Genomic DNA, 15,969 nt, shown 5'->3' on the forward strand with positions numbered 1-15,969 from the left:
CGCCCGTCACACCCACCTCACCCGTGCGGGTCCACACCCGGACGAAGCGGGCGGAAGGCGACCATAGGCAGCTGTGAGACGAGGCGGCGCCGGGCGTCGGGCGACCCGTCGTAGCGCCACCCGGCGAGCGAGGACAGGTACGGCCGCAGCGCCGGCCGCAGCACGGGGTGGCGCCGTTCGTAGCCGGCCAGCACCTCAGCCGCTTCCTCGACGCCGAGCACCCGCACCGACGCCGGCCGGGGCCCGTGGGCGAACTCGACGCGGGCCGAACCGGCCGCACGGACGTTGCGCAGCCAGTCCGCCCCGTGCCCGTAGCCGGCCATGACGACGGCCTCGCCGGTGGCGGGGTCGTACTGCAGCGCCTCGACCACCGCCGTGAACCGCCGCCCCGAGTGGCGTCCGACGTGCTCGAGCCGGAGGAACCGGTGCCCCAGCACCCAGCCGAGGCCGTGGTCGTAGAGGGCGTTCGGCGCGGCGTAGAGGGCCTTGAGCCAGGGCGGGATCGGCGCAGCCACCGGCGACCGACCCCTCAGCGTCGGCGCAGGATGAGCCCGCGGACGTACTCGGCCTGCCCCAGGTGCTTGGCGGCGTCGTCGAAGACCGACACGATGCGCACCCCGACGGTGACGGGCGGGTCCCACCGGGCGTCGATGACCTCGGCGTACCGGTCTGCGGTGAGGCCGTCGAGCAGGGCCACGGTCCGGGCGTGCACCGCCCCGTGGTAGGCCGCGAAGAGGCCGGTGTCGGCAATCGTGAAGGCGCCGACGTCGTCGCTGCTCATGCTCCAGCCGTGCGCCTCGGGCGCGTAGGGCAGGTCGAACCGCTCGGCCCAGCCGTCCTCGAGCCACGCCGACCCGCCGCCCGCGAGCCCGGCGACCTGGTCGTCCTGCTGCCGCGCGAGGTGCCACACGAGCCACGCGACGTGGTTGGCGTCGGGGTCGGGGCGCCAGAGCAGCTCGTCGACGGAGAGCCCGTCGACGACGTCGGGGACGCCCTCCTCGATGCGGCCGAAGCCATCGACGAGCAGGTCATGGGCGGTCTTCGTCGAGTCGTCTGCCATCACCACAGCATGCACCCGCGCACCGACGCAGCAGCAGAACCGGGGCTCCCGCCGCGACGCGCGGGAGGAATCCGGACGTTTCGCCGGGCGTGTATCTGGCTGCGGCACAGCGCCTCTGACTCCCCGATGCCCGTTCCGCCGAACCCGGCGGGGCGGGCCGACACCACACCGAGGAGCCCGAGGAGCCCCGCATGACCATCGACCTCACCGCCCCCGTCGCGGACGCCGAGGCGCGCACCGAGCAGGCCACGAGCCCGTCCGGCCTGCGCTCCGGCGCGGTCCAGCTGCCCGTCCACCTGCCCGGCGACGCCGGCTACGACGCGGCGCGGCTGCCGTGGAACGTCGCCGTCGACCAGCGTCCGGCCGCCGTCGTCGTGCCGCGCACCGTCGCCGACGTCCAGGCCGCCGTGCGCGCCGCCGCCGCCGACGGCCTCCGCGTCGCGGCGCAGAGCACCGGCCACAACCCCGGCCCCCTGGTCGCCCAGGGCCTGTCCGACGTGGTCCTCGTCAAGATGCACGAGATGCGCGGCGTCACCGTCGACCCCTTCCGCCGCGTGGCACGCGTCGAGGGCGGAGCCATCTGGATGGACGCCACCGAGCCGGCCGCCGACCACGGCCTCGCCGCACTGCACGGCAGCTCGCCCGACGTCGGCATCGCCGGCTACACGCTGGGCGGCGGGATCGGCTGGTACGCAAGGAGGCTCGGCCTCGCCTCGAGCAGCGTCACGGCCATCGAGCTCGTCACGGCCGACGGCGAGCACGTGCGCGCTGACGCGTCGGAGAACCGCGAGCTGTTCTGGGCGCTGCGCGGCGGTGGCGGCAACTTCGGCGTCGTCACGGCCATCGAGTTCCGCCTCTACCCGATCGAGACCGCCTACGCCGGCATGCTCGCGTGGGACGTCCGGCACGCCGACCGCGTCGTGCGCCGGTGGGCCGAGTGGGCCGCGGACGCGCCCGACTGCGTCTCGACGTCGCTGCGGCTGCTCAACCTGCCGCCGCTGCCGATGATCCCGGAGCCGCTGCGCGGCCGGTCGCTCGTCGTCGTCGACGGCGCCGTCGTCGACTGCGACGCCCAGGCCCGCGCCGTGTTGTCGCTGCTGCGCGGCCTCGGCCCGGAGATCGACACCTTCGACCGGGTGCCGGCGCGCGCCCTGCCGCGGATCCACATGGACCCCGAGGGCCCGACGCCGGGCGTCTCCGGTTCGTCGATGGTCGGCACGCTCACCGACGCCGCGGTCGACACCCTGCTCGAGCAGTCGGGCCCGGACTCGGGCACGTCGCTGCTCTCGACCGAGCTGCGCCAGCTCGGCGGCGCCCTCGCCCGGCCTGCCGAGGACGGCGGAGCGCTCACCCACCTCGACGCCGAGCACGCGCTCTTCGCCGTTGGCATCGCGGCCACGCCCGAGCTGGCGGCGGCTGGTCGCGCCGACGCCGACCGCCTCGTCGCGGCGATGCGGCCCTTCGAGTCGGGCCGCACGTACCTCAACTTCGCCGAGGAGCCGACCGACGTCCGATCGGCGTTCGACGAGCTGACCTGGCTGCAGCTCAAGGGGATCCGGTCGGCGTACGACCCGGACAACCGCTTCGTGGCCAACCACCGCGTGCCGCGCCTCTTCGAGGACGGCCGCGTCACCGACTGACGCACGAGGGCGCGCAGGCCGTCCACCCGACGTCGAGAGAGCAGCTCGTCCCACGTGGGACGAGCTGCTCTCTCGATTGCGCTGCCCGGGCCGACGGCGGTCGGCCTACGCTCGGGGCATGGCCTTCGACGTCGACCGCGTCCGCTCCCACTTCCCCTCGCTGCGCTCCGGCGCCGCCCACTTCGACGGCCCGGGCGGCTCGCAGACGCCCGACGTCGTGGCCCGGGCCGTCGCCGACACGATGACGTCCTCGATCTCCAACCGCGGCACCGTGACCCCGGCCGAGCGTCGCGCCGACGCCGTCGTGCTCGACGCCCGCGCCGCGATCGGCGACCTGCTGGGCGCCGATCCCCGCGGCGTCGTCTTCGGTCGCAGCGCCACCGAGCTGACCTTCCACCTCGCCCGCACCCTCTCGGCCGGGTGGGGCCCGGGCGACGAGGTCGTCGTCTCGCGCCTCGACCACGACGCCAACGTGCGGCCCTGGGTGCTGGCGGCCGAGGCCCGGGGTGCCACGGTCCGCTGGGTCGGGTTCGACCCGGCCACCGGCGAGCTCGACGCGTCGGACGTCGCGGCCGCCGTGTGCGACCGGACGCGTCTCGTGGCAGTCACCGCGGCCTCCAACCTCATCGGCACCCGACCCGACCTGCCCGCCGTCGCCGACGTCGCGCACGACGCCGGTGCGCTCCTCTGGGTCGACGGCGTCCACTCCACGGCGCACGTCTCGACCGACGTGGCCGCCGCCGGTGCCGACTTCTGGGTGTGCTCGCCGTACAAGTTCCTCGGCCCGCACCTCGGCGCTCTCGCCGCCCGGCCCGAGCTGCTCGAGACGCTGCACCCGGCCAAGCTCGTGCCCTCGACCGACGCGGTCCCGGAGCGCTTCGAGCTCGGCACCCTGCCGTACGAGCTGCTCGCCGGCACGACCGCGGCCATCGACTTCCTCGCGACGCTCGACAGCGACGAGTCGGACGCGTCGGGCACGGCGGACGCATCGGCGTCGGGCACCCGCACGCGTCGGGAGGCGCTCGTCGCGTCGTTCGCCGCGCTCGAAGCGCACGAGGACGCCCTGCTCGCGACGCTCGAGGAGCGGCTGCGCGCGGTGCCCGGCCTCACCGTCTGGAGCAACGCCAAGCGTCGGACGCCGACCCTCCTGTTCACCCTCGACGGCCTCGACCCGCAGGCGGTCCGCGAGGGCCTCGCCGAGCGAGGCGTCAACGCGCCGGCAGGCCACTTCTACGCGTGGGAGTGCAGCCACCACCTCGGCCTCGGCGCCGTCGGTGGCGTGCGGGCCGGGCTCGCGCCGTACACGAGCGCCGACGACGTCGAGCGCCTCGCGCGCGGCGTGGAGGAGATCGCCGGGGCCACCCGGTGACGCGTCCCGTGCCCGTGCCGCCGGGCCCGGGGCAGGAGTCGGCCTGGGACTACCCGCGCCCGCCCGCGCTCGGCGCGTCGGACGAGCTCGTCGAGGTGCACCTCGGCGGCGTCGTCGTGGCCCGCACCCGCGCCTCGCTGCGGGTGCTCGAGACGAGCCACCCGCCCACCTACTACCTGCCCTCCGACGCGTTCGTCGACGGCGCGCTCTTGAGCGTCGAGGGCCACACGGTGTGCGAGGGGAAGGGACGCGCGTCCTACTGCGACGTCGTCGGCGGCGGCCGGCGCGCCGCGCGGGCGGCGTGGACCTACCCCGAGCCGGTCGACGCCTTTGCCGCCCTCGCCGGGCACGTGGCCGTCATGCCGGGGCTCGTCGACGCCTGCTTCGTCGACGGCGAGCGGGTGCGACCGCAGGAGGGCGGGTTCTACGGCGGCTGGGTGACCGACCGCGTCGTCGGCCCGTTCAAGGGCGGGCCCGGCACCTGGGGCTGGTAGCACGCGGACCGTGTCGCGGGGACTCACACCCTCACGCGCTGACCCGCTCCAGCACCTCTCGGACGACCCCTCGACCAGCTCGACCTTGTAGCCCGTCTCGGGCAGCGGGCTGGCGCCTCCGGTCGCGGCGGATGCCACCCTCGCGATCGCGTCGTCGTCGAGCGTCGTGCCGACGAGCAGCCGGCTGGTCTCGGCAGGACGGTCGAGACGGTCCAGTGGCGACGCTATCTCCGGACCCGCGCCCGGCGCGATGATGAGTCGAGGGCTCGGCACGCGTGCCCCGGGGACGAGGAGGCGCGGTCATGCGCATCGCAGTGCTGGGCACGGGTGGGATCGGCGGCTACTTCGGCGGACGTCTCGCGGCGTCCGGGCACGACGTCACGTTCGTTGCCCGCGGTGCCCACCTCGAGGCCATCCGCGACCGCGGCCTGCAGGTCACGAGCGTCGCCGGAGACTTCACCGTGCAATCCGCACGGGCGACGGACGACCCGACGACGGTCGGCGTGGTCGATGCGGTGCTGCTCGCCGTCAAGACGTGGCAGCTGCCGCCCGTGCTCGAGACCCTGCCGTCGCTCGTCGGCGCCGCCACCGCCGTCGTCACGACCCAGAACGGGGTCGAGGCTCCCGACCAGGTCGCGGCGGTCGTCGGGCGCGGAGCCGTGCTGCCCGGCATCGCCAAGATCTTCGCCTTCATCGACGGCCCCGGGAGGATCACCCACGCCGGCGGCCCAGCCTCGCTCGCCTTCGACGAGTGGGAGTCCCACCGCGGCGGCCCCTCGGAACGGGTCGCGCGCCTCCGCGACGCGGTGGTCGCCTCGGGGGCCGCCTCACCCGTGCCCGACGACATCTGGGCCGAGCTGTGGTCGAAGATGCTCATGGTCGTGCCGTTCGGCGGCCTCGGCGCCGCCCTCACCGCGACCATCGGCGAGCTGCGCGGCGACCCGGCCCGCCGCGGGCTGCTCCGCGACGCGATGCGCGAGGTCGAGGCGCTGGCCCGGGTGCGCGGCATCCGGCTGCCCGCGACGGTCGTCGACGGCACGCTGGCCTTCGTCGACGACCAGCCGGCCGACGCCACCACGTCGCTGCAGCGTGACCTCCTCGAGGGCCGCCCCTCCGAGCTGGACGCCTGGACCGGTGCCGTCGTGCGCCTCGCCGCCGAGTCGGGCGTTGACGTGCCGCTGCACCGCCTGCTGCTCGAGGTGCTGCTGCGCCGTCACCCCGCTGCGCTGCCGGGCTGAGGACGAGGGAGCGGCGGGGTCGAGCCTCAGAGGTCGGGGCGGCACGAGCCGCGACCGAGGATCGCCAGGCCGCGGCGGTCGCCGTCTGCAGGGCCGGAGACCGCACCACCCGACCCCCACATCAGCTCGGAGGAGTCCTGAACGTGCCCGAGCCCGAGCACGTGCCCGATCTCGTGCTCGACGACGGCGCGCGCCGAGTCGCGGCGGCCTGCCGTGAGCAGGGCGGTCATCGGGTCACGGTCGAGCCACACGGCGCCCGTGACGTAGACGAGCAAGCCGTCGCTCGCCGCGCGCGGGGTGCTGCCGCCCAGGCCGATGGCCCCGCCGGCCAGGCCGGGCACCTGGTCGGGGGTCGCGAAGCTGACGTAGACGGGCGCCCAGCGGTCGCCGTAGTGCTCGGGCTGGTACGGGTCGCGGTCGGGGTCGGGCGCCTCGTCGGTCAGGCCGTCGTAAATGAACTGCAGGCCCGAGGCCTGCGACATGACGTCCGCGGCCTCGCGCACCAGCGCCTCGCCGCCGTCCGGGAGCCCGACGCTGCTGACGACGAAGTGGATCGGCCGGCACGGGTCGTAGGCCACCGGGTGCACGTCGTCGGCCTGCCGCTGCATGAACGCGTACCCGCCGCGCCCACCCGGGGCCTTGGGCGGCGCACCGATCGGGGCCTGGGCGGCACCGATGCCGGCCGGCGGGTAGTCCGGCCCGAAACCGTGCCGGGGGTCGAAGGGGCGGGACTGCCAGAGCCACGGCACGACGAGCGCGAGGAGCACGACCAGCGCGGCGCCGACGAGCGGAACCGGTCGGCGCCAGAGAGGTCTGTCAGGCTCCCGACGCGCCCGGTGGCGGCCGGGCGCACGACGACGGAACCCCTGACGCATGACCCCGACTCTGCCGAAAACCGCGCCGGATGTCCTGCCGACTCGCGTGCGGGGCCCCGCCACCGGCGTCGCGTCGGACGGGCAGCGCCGTCCACAACCGCATCGGCTAGGTTCTCCTGTCCGTGAACCTCTTCGACGCCGTCCACGACCGCGTCGTGCCGACGAGCGGTGACGTCGCGATCGGCACGACGAGCGTCGTCGTCGTGCTCGGCGTGGCGCTCGTCCTCGTCGCGTTCGGGCCGCTGTGGCGCGTCGTGCGGCTCGTCGTCACCCTCGTCCACGAGCTCGGTCACGCCGTGGTCGGTGTCCTCGTCGGCCGCCAGTTCACCGGCTTCGTCCTGCGCGGTGACATGTCCGGCCACGCCGTGACCCGCGGGCCCGCGCGCGGACCGGGCCGCGTCGCGTCGACGTGGGCGGGCTACCCCGCGCCGGCGCTCGTCGGCGCCCTCATGGTGTGGGCGGCCGGACGCGGCTGGGCCGCGCCGCTCATCACGGCCGGGCTCGTCATCCTGCTCTTCGCCCTGGTGCGGGTGCGCTCGGCGCTCACCGTCGTCGTCATGCTCGTCGCGATCGTCGGCTCGGCGGCTCTGTGGTGGTGGCGCGACGACACGCTGCAGGCACAGGTGCTCATCGGCCTCGGCGTCGTGCTGCTCGTCGGCGCGTGGCGCCACCTGCTGGCGGTGCTCGCCGACCGCTCCGGCGCGAGCGACCCCGCGGTGCTGGGCCAGCTGACGCACGTGCCGCGGGTGCTGTGGAACCTGACGTTCGTCGCGGCGTGCGCCGTGGCCACCTGGGTGGTCGGCGTCGAGGTGTGGTCGGCCCTGTCCTGACGCGAGCTCCGGACGCGCCTCAGTTGAGGTTCGGCGGCGAGGACGGCGGGTTGGCCACCGCCCCGAGAGTGGCCGCGAACTCCTTCTCGCGCCGCACCAGCTGGAGCCCGAGGCGCAGCCGCGACTCGGTGTCGACGCACTCGAGCAGCCGCTGGCGGTCGCCGACGTCGAGGCTCACCGTCTGCGGCACCGAGTAGGACAGCAGCCGGTCGTCGTCGGCCAGCTCGATCTCGCTCGCGCCGACCGTCGTCGCGAACGAGACGAGGGCGGCACGCAGCCTCGCGGCGAGCTCGGCGACGGCCGCGGCATCGCCCTCGACCTCCTCGAGCCACGTCACCTCACCCGTCGCGTACGGGGTCCCGGCCTCGGCGTCGACGCCCTCGAGACGGAACCGGCGGGTGCCCTCCGAGACGACGAAGTACCGCTCGTTCTCCAGGGCCGCCGCCTGCGTCAGCAGCGCAGCGCAGCCGACGGGGTGCAGCGCCCGGACGCCGTCGTCGCCGACCTCGTAGCCCTCGCGGATCGCGACGACCCCGAACACCGGCGAGCGCTCCTGCTGGGCGGCGAGCAGGTCGCGCAGCAACGCCACGTAGCGCGGCTCGAAGATCTGCAGCGGCAGCCGCGCCCCGGGCAGGAGCACGGTGCCGAGCGGGAAGAGCGGCAGCGTCGCCATGCCGCCAGCCTAGGCACGGACGGCCGCCGCCGGGAGGTCCCGGCGACGGCCGTCCGCCTGCCCTCAGGACTCAGAGATCACCACGCTCCTGCACCTTGAGGGTGTTGACGACCGGCGAGCCGAGCCCCTTCCGGGGCACGAGCTCGACGGTGATCGGGCCGCCCGTGTGCTCGATGACGAGCGTGTCGACATCGGCCGTGAACGAGCCGACCTCGGCCGCGATGTCCTTCGCGACGATCTTGTACGCGCCGTTGACCTTGACGTCGAAGACGTGCGAGCCGGCCTTGGTCGCCGCGAACTCGGCGAACCCGAGCTCGAGCTGGTAGGTGCCCGCCGGCGCCGCGTCGAAGCGGTACGTCAAGGCCCCCGACCGACGCGTCTGGAACAGCGACTGGTCCTGGGTCCCGGCGATCGCCTTCTTGGTGGACTCCACCTTCGTGCCGGTGCCGAGGTAGCCCCAGCCGCCGGCCGCATACGCCTTGTCGGCCTGCCACTTGAACAGGTCCTTGGCGCCGAGGGCGCCACCGGCGTTGTTGACGCCCACCTGGTAGGCGGAGACGACGACCTGGAACGGCACGTTGACCGCCCGGTTGCGACCGGCGCCGGTGTTGAGCGTCAGCGCACCCGACCAGACACCCGGCTCGGCGAGCGAGGCGTCGACGTCCACGGTGAACGTCTTGGTCTCGCCGACCGCGATGGTCGTGGACGTCGGGTTCACCGACAGCCACGGCACGTCGGTGTTCTCCGGGTCGCCCACGTCGACGAGGTAGGCCTTGCCGTCGAGCTGGTTCGCCGTCCAGAGGTTGCCCTGGTCGTCGGACTCGAGCCCGGAGCCGGGGAAGTCGCCCGCGACCGGGTAGGCCACCGTCTTGAGCGTCGAGCAGTCGGCCGGCGACAGCTGGTAGAACACCGTCGTCTCCGCACTCGGCACCATCCAGATGGTGTCGGACGTGTTGTTGTAGGCGAGGCCCGCGATGCCCGGCTCGGCCGGCTCGCACGTCGCGAGGGTGGCACCCGGGGTCGCGTGCGTGGTGCCCGCGACCGTGTAGATGACGCCCTCGTTCCAGCCACCGATGTAGAACACGTCGTCCGCGGCGTTGTACGCGAGACCGCGCTGCGAGACGCCCGTCCACGGCGAGCCCGAGATGCGGCTGCTCTCGGCACCCGTCGCCGGGTCGATGCAGACGATCGCGTTGTCGCCGCCTACGTTGACCTGGCAGACCTTGCCGGTGCGGCTGTCGTAGGCCATGTCACCGTTCCACGAGCCGCCCCAGCGACCGGGGTAGGTCGCCTGCGCGGCACCGGCCGTCGAGAAGGTCGAGTTCGTCTGGGCCTCGGGGTCGGAGATCCAGACCTTGCCGTCGAAGCCGACGCCCCAGGCGACGGACAGACCCGTGCTCCACGAGGCCAGCACGTCGCCGTCGGCGTGCGGGGCGGCCGCGAGGCTCTTCTGCGCGGCCCGCTGGGACGCGCTGTAGAGGCCCTCGGCCGACGTGGCGTTGCGGTCCTTCGTCGTCGCGGCCTTGACGGACGAACCGCTCAGGGCAGCGGGGCGCTCGGTGGCCGAGGAGGTCTTGCGACCGCCCTCACCGATGGAGAACGCGAGCGGCGCGGAGCCGGTGTTCTTCACGGTGAAGGTCTCCTTGCGAGTGTCGCCCTTGCCGAGCACGCCCCAGTCGTACGACGTGACCCCGGTGATCTCCGCGACGCCGGTCCTGAGGGCCGGACTGAACTCCGCCGTGTCACCGTCGCTGTCGAAGGTGATGCTCGTCGACTGCGTGACGTAGTTCGTCGCGGACGCCGTGACCTCGTAGGAGCCGAGGAACAGCACCTTGCTGAAGGTGCCGTCGGCCGCGGTCGTCAACGTCGTCGGCGAGCCCGTCGACGGCGTGACCGTGACGGTCGCCCCGCCCACCGGCTGGTGGTCGTTGGCGTCGGTGACGGTGCCGCTCAGCACGCCCGAGGGCGGCGGCGTGAAGCGGATTGACTTCTGCGGCGCCACCGAACCCGCGGTGTTGAACGCGTACTGCCACGCCACGGTGCCGTTCGCGTTCTCGAGGCCGACCGTCGCCGACGTGCCGGTGAGCACCGGCTTGGCGTCGGTCTGGGCGCCGTAGCCCATGACCACCCCACCGCCCCGCAGCAGCGCGACGGAGAAGTTCGTCCGGGCGTTCGCGTCGGCGTACGAGCGGACGTTGCGCCACTCGATGACGAACGCCTCGACGCCGCCCACGGTCGTCGTCCCGGTGTAGACCCCGGCCGACGCGTCGACGTTGAGGTCGTCCCAGAACGGGTAGATCGCGGCGTTCGGCGTGGCCGGGTTGGGGATCGCGGTGTTGGAGTACGCCGTGACGGACGCGAGGAAGTTCACGTGGCCGTTCGTCGAGACGTACGCCTTGCCGTACGCGTTCCCGTAGTACGAGAACGACCACGGGAGGTCGACGGCGAGCGCCGCGTCGTCACCCGAGAGCGTCGTCTTCGTCGTGCCCTGCAGGTAGTCGCCACTCCCGACCGAGCACGTGTAGCCGTAGCCATCCGCCCGTGCGGCGAGCGTCACGGGGACGGTCTCGTCGCCGTCGACGACGAGCTCGCTCGCGTACGGGGCGGTGCAGCCGCCCGCGTTCACGGCCAGCGTGTACGTACCCTCGGGCACGTCGGCGATCGAGAACGCGCCGTCGGCGCCGGTCGTCGCGGCGGGGACCGCCGGGCTGACCGTCACCGACGCACCGGCGACGGGCGCGCCGCCCTGCAGCGTCACGGTGCCCGAGACGGTGTGCCGCGGGGCCGCCACGAGGGTGACGTCGACGGTGGCGGTGCTCCCGGCGGCGACGGTCGCGGTGCGCGTCTGCGTCGCATAACCGAAGGCGCTGACGCGGACGGTGTAGTCACCGGCGGAGACGGTGAGGTCATACGTGCCGTCGGCACCGGTCGTCACGGTGCGCGACGTCGGTCCGGTCACCTGGACGCTCGCGCCGGCGACCGGGGAGCCGCCAGATGAGACGGTGCCGGCGAGGTGGCCCACATCCCCGACGGGGGCGGCGGCGACGAGGCGCTGGGCGTCGAGCTTGCCCTGGCCCCAGACGTTGTTGTTCTCGGCGGTGCCACCGCAGGTCAGGTCGCTCGTGTCGACGGCGGTCTCGTCGAGCAGCGCCTTCGTGCCGTCGAGGTCACCGACGAGCGAGGGTGCCGCGCTCAGCACGAGGGCGACGGCGCCGGCGACGTGCGGCGAGGCCATCGAGGTGCCGTTGGCCGTGGCGTAGCCGCCACCGGGCACGGACGAGCGGACGTTGACGCCGGGCGCCGAGATGTTCGGCTTCGTCCCGCCGTCCTGGCCCGGGCCGCGCGCCGAGAAGCTCGCGATGTTGCCGGCGACGTCGAAGGCTCCGGCCGAGTAGTTGATGGTGCGCGAGCCCGGTGATCCGCTCGTGGTGCAGGAGGGTCCGCTGTTGCCGTTGGACCACTGGCCCCAGATGCCGGACGCGGCCCAGGCGTTCTGGATGTCCTCCATGAACGGCTCGGCCGAGGGGTTGCGCGAACCCCACGAGTTGTTGATGACGTTGGGTCGCTTCGAGGGGTCGGCAGCGCTGCCGTCGAGACGCGTCGGGGCAAGCATCCACTGGCCCGACTCGATGAGGTCGGCATCGGCACACGTGCTGCAGCCGTTGGCCTCGATCCACGTGGCGCCGGGGGCGACGCCGATCTGGTTTGCGCCGTCGGAGCCGACCATGGTGCCCATGGTGTGGGTGCCGTGGCCGTCCGTGTCGCACGGGTCGCCCGCGGCGTTGCACTCGCCGGAGGAGTCGAAGAAGTTGTAGTTGTTGTCGAGCGTGCCGTCGGCCTGGAGGCCGCGGTACTTCGACCTCAGCGCCGGGTGGGTGACGTCGACGCCGCTGTCGATGCTCGCGACGACGATGCCCTCGCCCGTCACACCGGTGCTCCAGACGTCGTCGGCGTTGATCGCGGCAATGCCCCACTCGACGGCGTTGGTGCCCATCGTGCCCGGGGACGGCTTCTCCGACACCGGCTTGATCAGCTCGAGGACGGAGGTCTCGACGATCTCCTTGACCTGGCTGTTCGCCGCGAGGGTGTCGGCGAGGCCGAGCGTGCCGCCGCGGACGAGCACGGCGTTGGTGATCCAGTACGGCGTGTAGTCGGCGTTCGCGGCCTTCAGCTGGGCGACGACGCTGCTCTGCGAGGCCGCGGCGTGGCTGCGCAGGGCGTCGTAGACCGCCTTGCCGCGCTGGTTCCAGTCCTTGACCTGGCTGGCCTTGGACAGGTCTGCCGTATCGGTCATGCGGACCCAGAAGTCCGCGGTCTTGTTCTGCGTCAGGCGCTGCTCGGCAGCCGCGCTGAGCTTGTCCCTCGGATCAGGACTGGCTGCGTCGGCACGCGGTGCGCCGAATCCTGCGACGGTGAGCAGGACGGCGACTGCTGCCGCGACGACCAGGGTCAGCCGTCGGGCTCTCGTGGTTGCTCTCATCGATGTTGCTCTCATCGATCCTCCGTGTCGAACCAGGCCCGGCAGTTCCCCGAGCGCGCGGGCGTCCTTGGGTGGGAAGGACGCTCACCACGCTGGCAAGACGGAGAACCGCTCGACAGGTCGCGACGCAGGCAGATCCGGGCAAGTCGCGGGCGGGATCCGGTCAAATCTTGGTCAAGCCACGCCGTACGGGCTGGACGGGCCGACCGGTGCCTCTGATATGGAGATATTTCACGCCACCGGTCGCCGAGGGGGCACTATGTTCCAACACTCGATCCAGGCAGGCTTCGTGCTCTGCGTCGGGCTCCCGCTCCGGGAGGCCACGAAGGTCGCCCAGCTACTGCACGACAGCGCCGTCGTGCTCGTCACGAGCGACCTCGAGGCCGCTCGCACCCTCCTGCAACCCGTCGGGTCCGATCCGGCCCTCACCGACGGGCCCCACCCCTCGCATGCGCTCGCGCTCGGGCCCCCGCTGGAGTCCGGTGCGCCGCAGACCCTGCCGCCGCCACTCGCCGCCGGACGCCTGCGGATCGACGTCGCGGCCCGCGAGGTGACGCTCGGGGGAGCGCCCATCCACCTGTCCGCCAAGGAGTTCGACCTGCTGGCCCTGCTCGGGTCCGACGTGGGCCGCGTCTGGTCGTTCGCCGCGCTGACCGAGCGGATCTGGGGCACCGACTTCCTCGGTGACAAGGAGCCGCTCATGTCGACGGTCAAGCGGGTGCGCAAACGACTCGGCACCGACGCCGGCTGCCAGCTGACGTCGGTGCACGGCATCGGCTACCGCCTCCGCGTCACCGGACCCTGACGCCCGACGCGTCGGAGGGGAGACGCGTCGGTCAGCGGGCCGCTTCGGGCTCGTCGAGCGCGTTCAGGGGCATCGCCTGGGTGGGCTCCGGCTCGTCCTCGACGGCCTGCCCGGTGATCGCCTGCGCGAGACCCAGCGCCAGGCCGACGACCTCGTGGTCACCGAGGCCGAGACGGATCGCGAAGTCGGCGGCGTTGGTCGGGCGCTTCTCAGGATCCTTCTGGAGGCAGTCGGCGATGAGCTCGCGCAGGTCCTTCGGCACCGATTCGGGCAGCGGCGGCGGGGGCTCGTTGACGTGCGAGAGGGCGGTGGCGATCGGGGTGCCACGGTCGAACGGGCGTTGGCCGGCAAGCATCTCGTGCCCGACGACGCCGAGGGCGTAGAGGTCGCTGGACCCCGTGGCGGCGTGGCCGAGGGCCTGCTCGGGGCTGATGTAGTTCGGCGTGCCGAGCATCTCGCCGTGCTGGGTGTGGCCCGACGCGTCGAGGGCGCGGGCGATGCCGAAGTCGGTCAGCTTCACGACGCCGTCGGGGCGCACGAGGATGTTGGCCGGCTTGACGTCGCGGTGCACGACGCGCGCCTCGTGGGCGACGCCGAGCGCGAGCGCGGCCTGACCGAGGATGGAGCGGACCTCCATCGGCTCGAGCGGGGCGCGCTCGGCGAGGATCTTCGACAGCGGCTCGCCGTCGACGAGCTCCATGACGAGGAAGGCCAGGCCGTCGTCCTCGCCGTAGTCGAAGACGGTCGCGATGTTCGTGTGCATGAGGCCGGCCGAGTGCACGGCCTCGTCGCGGAAGCGCAGGGCGAAGAGTCGCTCGTGGTCGGCGTCGGGCCGCATGATCTTGACGGCGACCTGGCGCTTGAGGACGTCGTCCGACCCGGCCCAGACATCGGCCATGCCGCCTGAGGCGATGCGCCGCTCGAGGCGGTAGCGACCACCGAGGACGAAGCCTTCGTGGAGTCGGTTCATGGGGGTTGGCACCCGGGCCTTTCGGACGGAAGGTGCACGTCGTTCGACATCTCAGGGGGCCTTCGTCCGAGTCATGGTAGGTGACCCGGACCGGTGCCTGAGACTTTCACGTTCGTGACCGGACAAGCCGCCGATCCCCGTTCAGCGACCGGGTCAACATACCCCGCAGGTGTGGCCTTCAACCGCCCGAAGGATCACCTTTCGTCCCGGCGGCGCGGCAGCCGTCAGCAAGCCGCCATGTGGCGGCTCGTTGCGGTCTCCGACGCTCCTGCGCCGCGACGACGCGCCACCTGGCGGCCTGTCGTGGTCCGCGTTCACGCGTCTTGGACTCGTCGCTCCAGTGCGCGAGGGGGGACTCCGTCGTTCGGAGCCGGCCTCGTTCCTCGGCCCCTCCGGCGACGGTTCCCGGCGGACGCGCACGCGTGAAGAGAGGGCCCACACAGCGAAAGGGCCCCAGTTCCGAGAACTGGGGCCCTTCTGTCATCGCGTGCGCGAGGGGGGATTTGAACCCCCACGCCCTTTCGGACACTGGCACCTGAAGCCAGCGCGTCTGCCGTTCCGCCACTCGCGCGTGACAAGAGGACAGTGTGGTGCATAGCCCACCGGATCGCCAAACCGGGTCCGGCCCGGCGCCCGTCACGTCCGCGTCGGGGCTCCGCCGTGCGCCTCGCCGAGGCGGTAGGCCGGGTCGGCGAACCCTCCGCCGAGCACCGCACGCGGCGCCTCGGCCGCTACATCGGCGCCGAGGCGCCCCTCGTCCACCCACGTCTGCGCGTCGTCGACCGGCACGAAGCCGATGCCGGCGCCGGGCCCGGGGTCGACGTGCCCCCGGGCGTTCGCCGACACGCCCCACACGACGTGGTGGCCACCCGCGTCGGTCGTGCGCACCGCGTCGACGAGGCGCGCCATGTCGTCGGCCGACAACCACCATCGCAGCGAGGAGCGCCCACTCGGCTCCTCGCCGAAGGTCATGATGCGGGCGCTGACGACGGTCAGGCCGAAGCGTCCGGCGTACAGCCCGCCCAGCGCCTCGACCGCCGCCTTGCTGGCGCCGTAGTACGTGTCCGGCGCCGGCAGCGGCATCCCCGCGGCGGTGGCCGGGTCGTCGACGGGCACGTAGCCGGCGGCGTGCACCGAGCTCGCGAGCAGAACGCGCCCGACGCCGGCCCGCACCACCGCGTCGAGCACGGCGCGCGTGCCGTCGACGTTCACGGCGAGCAGGTCGGCCCACGGCCGCTCGTCGGACAGGCCGCCCAGGTGCACGACGAGATCGGCGCCGGCGAACGCATCGGCGTGCGCCTCGACGTCGCGCAGGTCCGCCTCGACGACCCGCTCACCGGGCACGGCGCCGGGCACCGCATCGGGCACTGCATCGGGCACTCGCACCGCGTCGAGGAGGACGAGGTCGTGCCCCGCGGCGTGCAGGCGCGGCCGCAGCGACGTCGCGATGCGTCCCGCGGCTCCGGTCAGCGCGATCCGGGCCATGGCACCGGCATACCCCACGACAGCACCGCGGACGCGACGACGCGCCCGCC

Annotated in this window: 13 protein-coding genes and 1 tRNA gene; 6 read left to right on the forward strand and 8 right to left on the reverse strand. The window is 73.3% G+C overall.

Going from position 1 to position 15,969, the window contains the following annotated elements; all coding sequences use genetic code 11:
- Positions 1 to 17: 17 nt before the first annotated feature.
- Positions 18 to 515 (reverse strand): nitroreductase family deazaflavin-dependent oxidoreductase, encoded by a 498-nt coding sequence (locus tag RY076_RS00800; RefSeq protein ID WP_323095440.1) that lies wholly within the window; start codon positions 513 to 515, stop codon positions 18 to 20.
- 14 nt (positions 516 to 529) lie between these two features.
- On the reverse strand, positions 530 to 1,060 hold the full coding sequence (locus tag RY076_RS00805) for a mycothiol transferase (RefSeq protein WP_323095442.1): 531 nt from the start codon (positions 1,058 to 1,060) through the stop codon (positions 530 to 532).
- Between the two features lie 191 nt (positions 1,061 to 1,251).
- Between RY076_RS00805 and RY076_RS00810 the strand changes: the two genes are divergently transcribed.
- From RY076_RS00810 to RY076_RS00825, 4 genes are all read left to right on the forward strand, one after another.
- Positions 1,252 to 2,700 carry an FAD-binding oxidoreductase gene (locus RY076_RS00810; RefSeq protein WP_323095443.1) on the forward strand — a complete coding sequence of 483 codons (1,449 nt, stop codon included), beginning with the start codon at positions 1,252 to 1,254 and terminating at the stop codon, positions 2,698 to 2,700.
- 118 nt (positions 2,701 to 2,818) lie between these two features.
- Complete coding sequence (locus RY076_RS00815) at positions 2,819 to 4,069, forward strand: cysteine desulfurase-like protein (RefSeq protein WP_323095444.1); 1,251 nt, start codon at positions 2,819 to 2,821, stop codon at positions 4,067 to 4,069.
- Positions 4,066 to 4,563, forward strand: a complete 498-nt coding sequence (locus RY076_RS00820) for a DUF427 domain-containing protein (protein ID WP_323095445.1) — start codon at positions 4,066 to 4,068, stop codon at positions 4,561 to 4,563. The genes RY076_RS00815 and RY076_RS00820 overlap by 4 nt, the downstream gene beginning before the upstream one ends.
- A gap of 302 nt (positions 4,564 to 4,865) precedes the next feature.
- Positions 4,866 to 5,801 (forward strand): 2-dehydropantoate 2-reductase, encoded by a 936-nt coding sequence (locus tag RY076_RS00825; RefSeq protein WP_323095446.1) that lies wholly within the window; start codon positions 4,866 to 4,868, stop codon positions 5,799 to 5,801.
- A gap of 26 nt (positions 5,802 to 5,827) precedes the next feature.
- Here RY076_RS00825 and RY076_RS00830 read toward each other — a convergent pair whose 3' ends face one another.
- Positions 5,828 to 6,676 carry a matrixin family metalloprotease gene (locus RY076_RS00830; RefSeq protein ID WP_323095447.1) on the reverse strand — a complete coding sequence of 283 codons (849 nt, stop codon included), beginning with the start codon at positions 6,674 to 6,676 and terminating at the stop codon, positions 5,828 to 5,830.
- 122 nt (positions 6,677 to 6,798) lie between these two features.
- On the opposite strand from RY076_RS00830, the gene RY076_RS00835 reads away from it, so the two are divergent.
- Positions 6,799 to 7,506 (forward strand): M50 family metallopeptidase, encoded by a 708-nt coding sequence (locus tag RY076_RS00835; protein ID WP_323095448.1) that lies wholly within the window; start codon positions 6,799 to 6,801, stop codon positions 7,504 to 7,506.
- A gap of 19 nt (positions 7,507 to 7,525) precedes the next feature.
- Here the strand turns inward: RY076_RS00835 and RY076_RS00840 are convergent, their stop codons facing one another.
- Both RY076_RS00840 and RY076_RS00845 read right to left on the reverse strand, forming a co-directional pair.
- Complete coding sequence (locus tag RY076_RS00840; protein ID WP_323095449.1) at positions 7,526 to 8,179, reverse strand: LON peptidase substrate-binding domain-containing protein; 654 nt, start codon at positions 8,177 to 8,179, stop codon at positions 7,526 to 7,528.
- Positions 8,180 to 8,249: 70 nt separating this feature from the next.
- Entirely contained in the window at positions 8,250 to 12,659 is a 4,410-nt protein-coding gene (locus RY076_RS00845; protein WP_323095451.1) for a carboxypeptidase regulatory-like domain-containing protein, read from the reverse strand.
- A gap of 259 nt (positions 12,660 to 12,918) precedes the next feature.
- Here RY076_RS00845 and RY076_RS00850 point away from each other — a divergent pair, with 259 nt between their 5' ends.
- Complete coding sequence (locus RY076_RS00850; RefSeq protein ID WP_323095452.1) at positions 12,919 to 13,464, forward strand: winged helix-turn-helix domain-containing protein; 546 nt, start codon at positions 12,919 to 12,921, stop codon at positions 13,462 to 13,464.
- Between the two features lie 31 nt (positions 13,465 to 13,495).
- On the opposite strand, the gene RY076_RS00855 is transcribed toward RY076_RS00850, so the two are convergent.
- The 3 genes from RY076_RS00855 to RY076_RS00865 all read right to left on the reverse strand — a co-directional run bounded on the left by RY076_RS00855 (position 13,496) and on the right by RY076_RS00865 (position 15,919).
- On the reverse strand, positions 13,496 to 14,434 hold the full coding sequence (locus RY076_RS00855; RefSeq protein WP_323095455.1) for a serine/threonine-protein kinase: 939 nt from the start codon (positions 14,432 to 14,434) through the stop codon (positions 13,496 to 13,498).
- Between the two features lie 488 nt (positions 14,435 to 14,922).
- A tRNA-Leu gene (locus RY076_RS00860) sits at positions 14,923 to 15,005 on the reverse strand.
- A gap of 65 nt (positions 15,006 to 15,070) precedes the next feature.
- Complete coding sequence (locus tag RY076_RS00865) at positions 15,071 to 15,919, reverse strand: NAD-dependent epimerase/dehydratase family protein (RefSeq protein ID WP_323095456.1); 849 nt, start codon at positions 15,917 to 15,919, stop codon at positions 15,071 to 15,073.
- Between the last annotated feature and the right edge of the window lie 50 nt (positions 15,920 to 15,969).

The organism is Intrasporangium zincisolvens (assembly GCF_034724055.1).
Classification (GTDB): Bacteria; Actinomycetota; Actinomycetes; order Actinomycetales; family Dermatophilaceae; genus Monashia; species Monashia zincisolvens.

What these genes read in the sequence shown, in the direction of transcription:
- RY076_RS00865 (WP_323095456.1), bottom strand. Translation starts at nt 15,919, where the DNA reads ATGGCCCGGATCGCGCTGACCGGAGCCGCGGGACGCATCGCGACGTCG.
- RY076_RS00845 (WP_323095451.1), bottom strand. Translation starts at nt 12,659, where the DNA reads ATGAGAGCAACCACGAGAGCCCGACGGCTGACCCTGGTCGTCGCGGCA.
- RY076_RS00805 (WP_323095442.1), bottom strand. Translation starts at nt 1,060, where the DNA reads ATGGCAGACGACTCGACGAAGACCGCCCATGACCTGCTCGTCGATGGC.
- RY076_RS00815 (WP_323095444.1), top strand. Translation starts at nt 2,819, where the DNA reads ATGGCCTTCGACGTCGACCGCGTCCGCTCCCACTTCCCCTCGCTGCGC.
- RY076_RS00840 (WP_323095449.1), bottom strand. Translation starts at nt 8,179, where the DNA reads ATGGCGACGCTGCCGCTCTTCCCGCTCGGCACCGTGCTCCTGCCCGGG.
- RY076_RS00855 (WP_323095455.1), bottom strand. Translation starts at nt 14,434, where the DNA reads ATGAACCGACTCCACGAAGGCTTCGTCCTCGGTGGTCGCTACCGCCTC.
- RY076_RS00825 (WP_323095446.1), top strand. Translation starts at nt 4,866, where the DNA reads ATGCGCATCGCAGTGCTGGGCACGGGTGGGATCGGCGGCTACTTCGGC.
- RY076_RS00830 (WP_323095447.1), bottom strand. Translation starts at nt 6,676, where the DNA reads ATGCGTCAGGGGTTCCGTCGTCGTGCGCCCGGCCGCCACCGGGCGCGT.
- RY076_RS00850 (WP_323095452.1), top strand. Translation starts at nt 12,919, where the DNA reads ATGTTCCAACACTCGATCCAGGCAGGCTTCGTGCTCTGCGTCGGGCTC.
- RY076_RS00810 (WP_323095443.1), top strand. Translation starts at nt 1,252, where the DNA reads ATGACCATCGACCTCACCGCCCCCGTCGCGGACGCCGAGGCGCGCACC.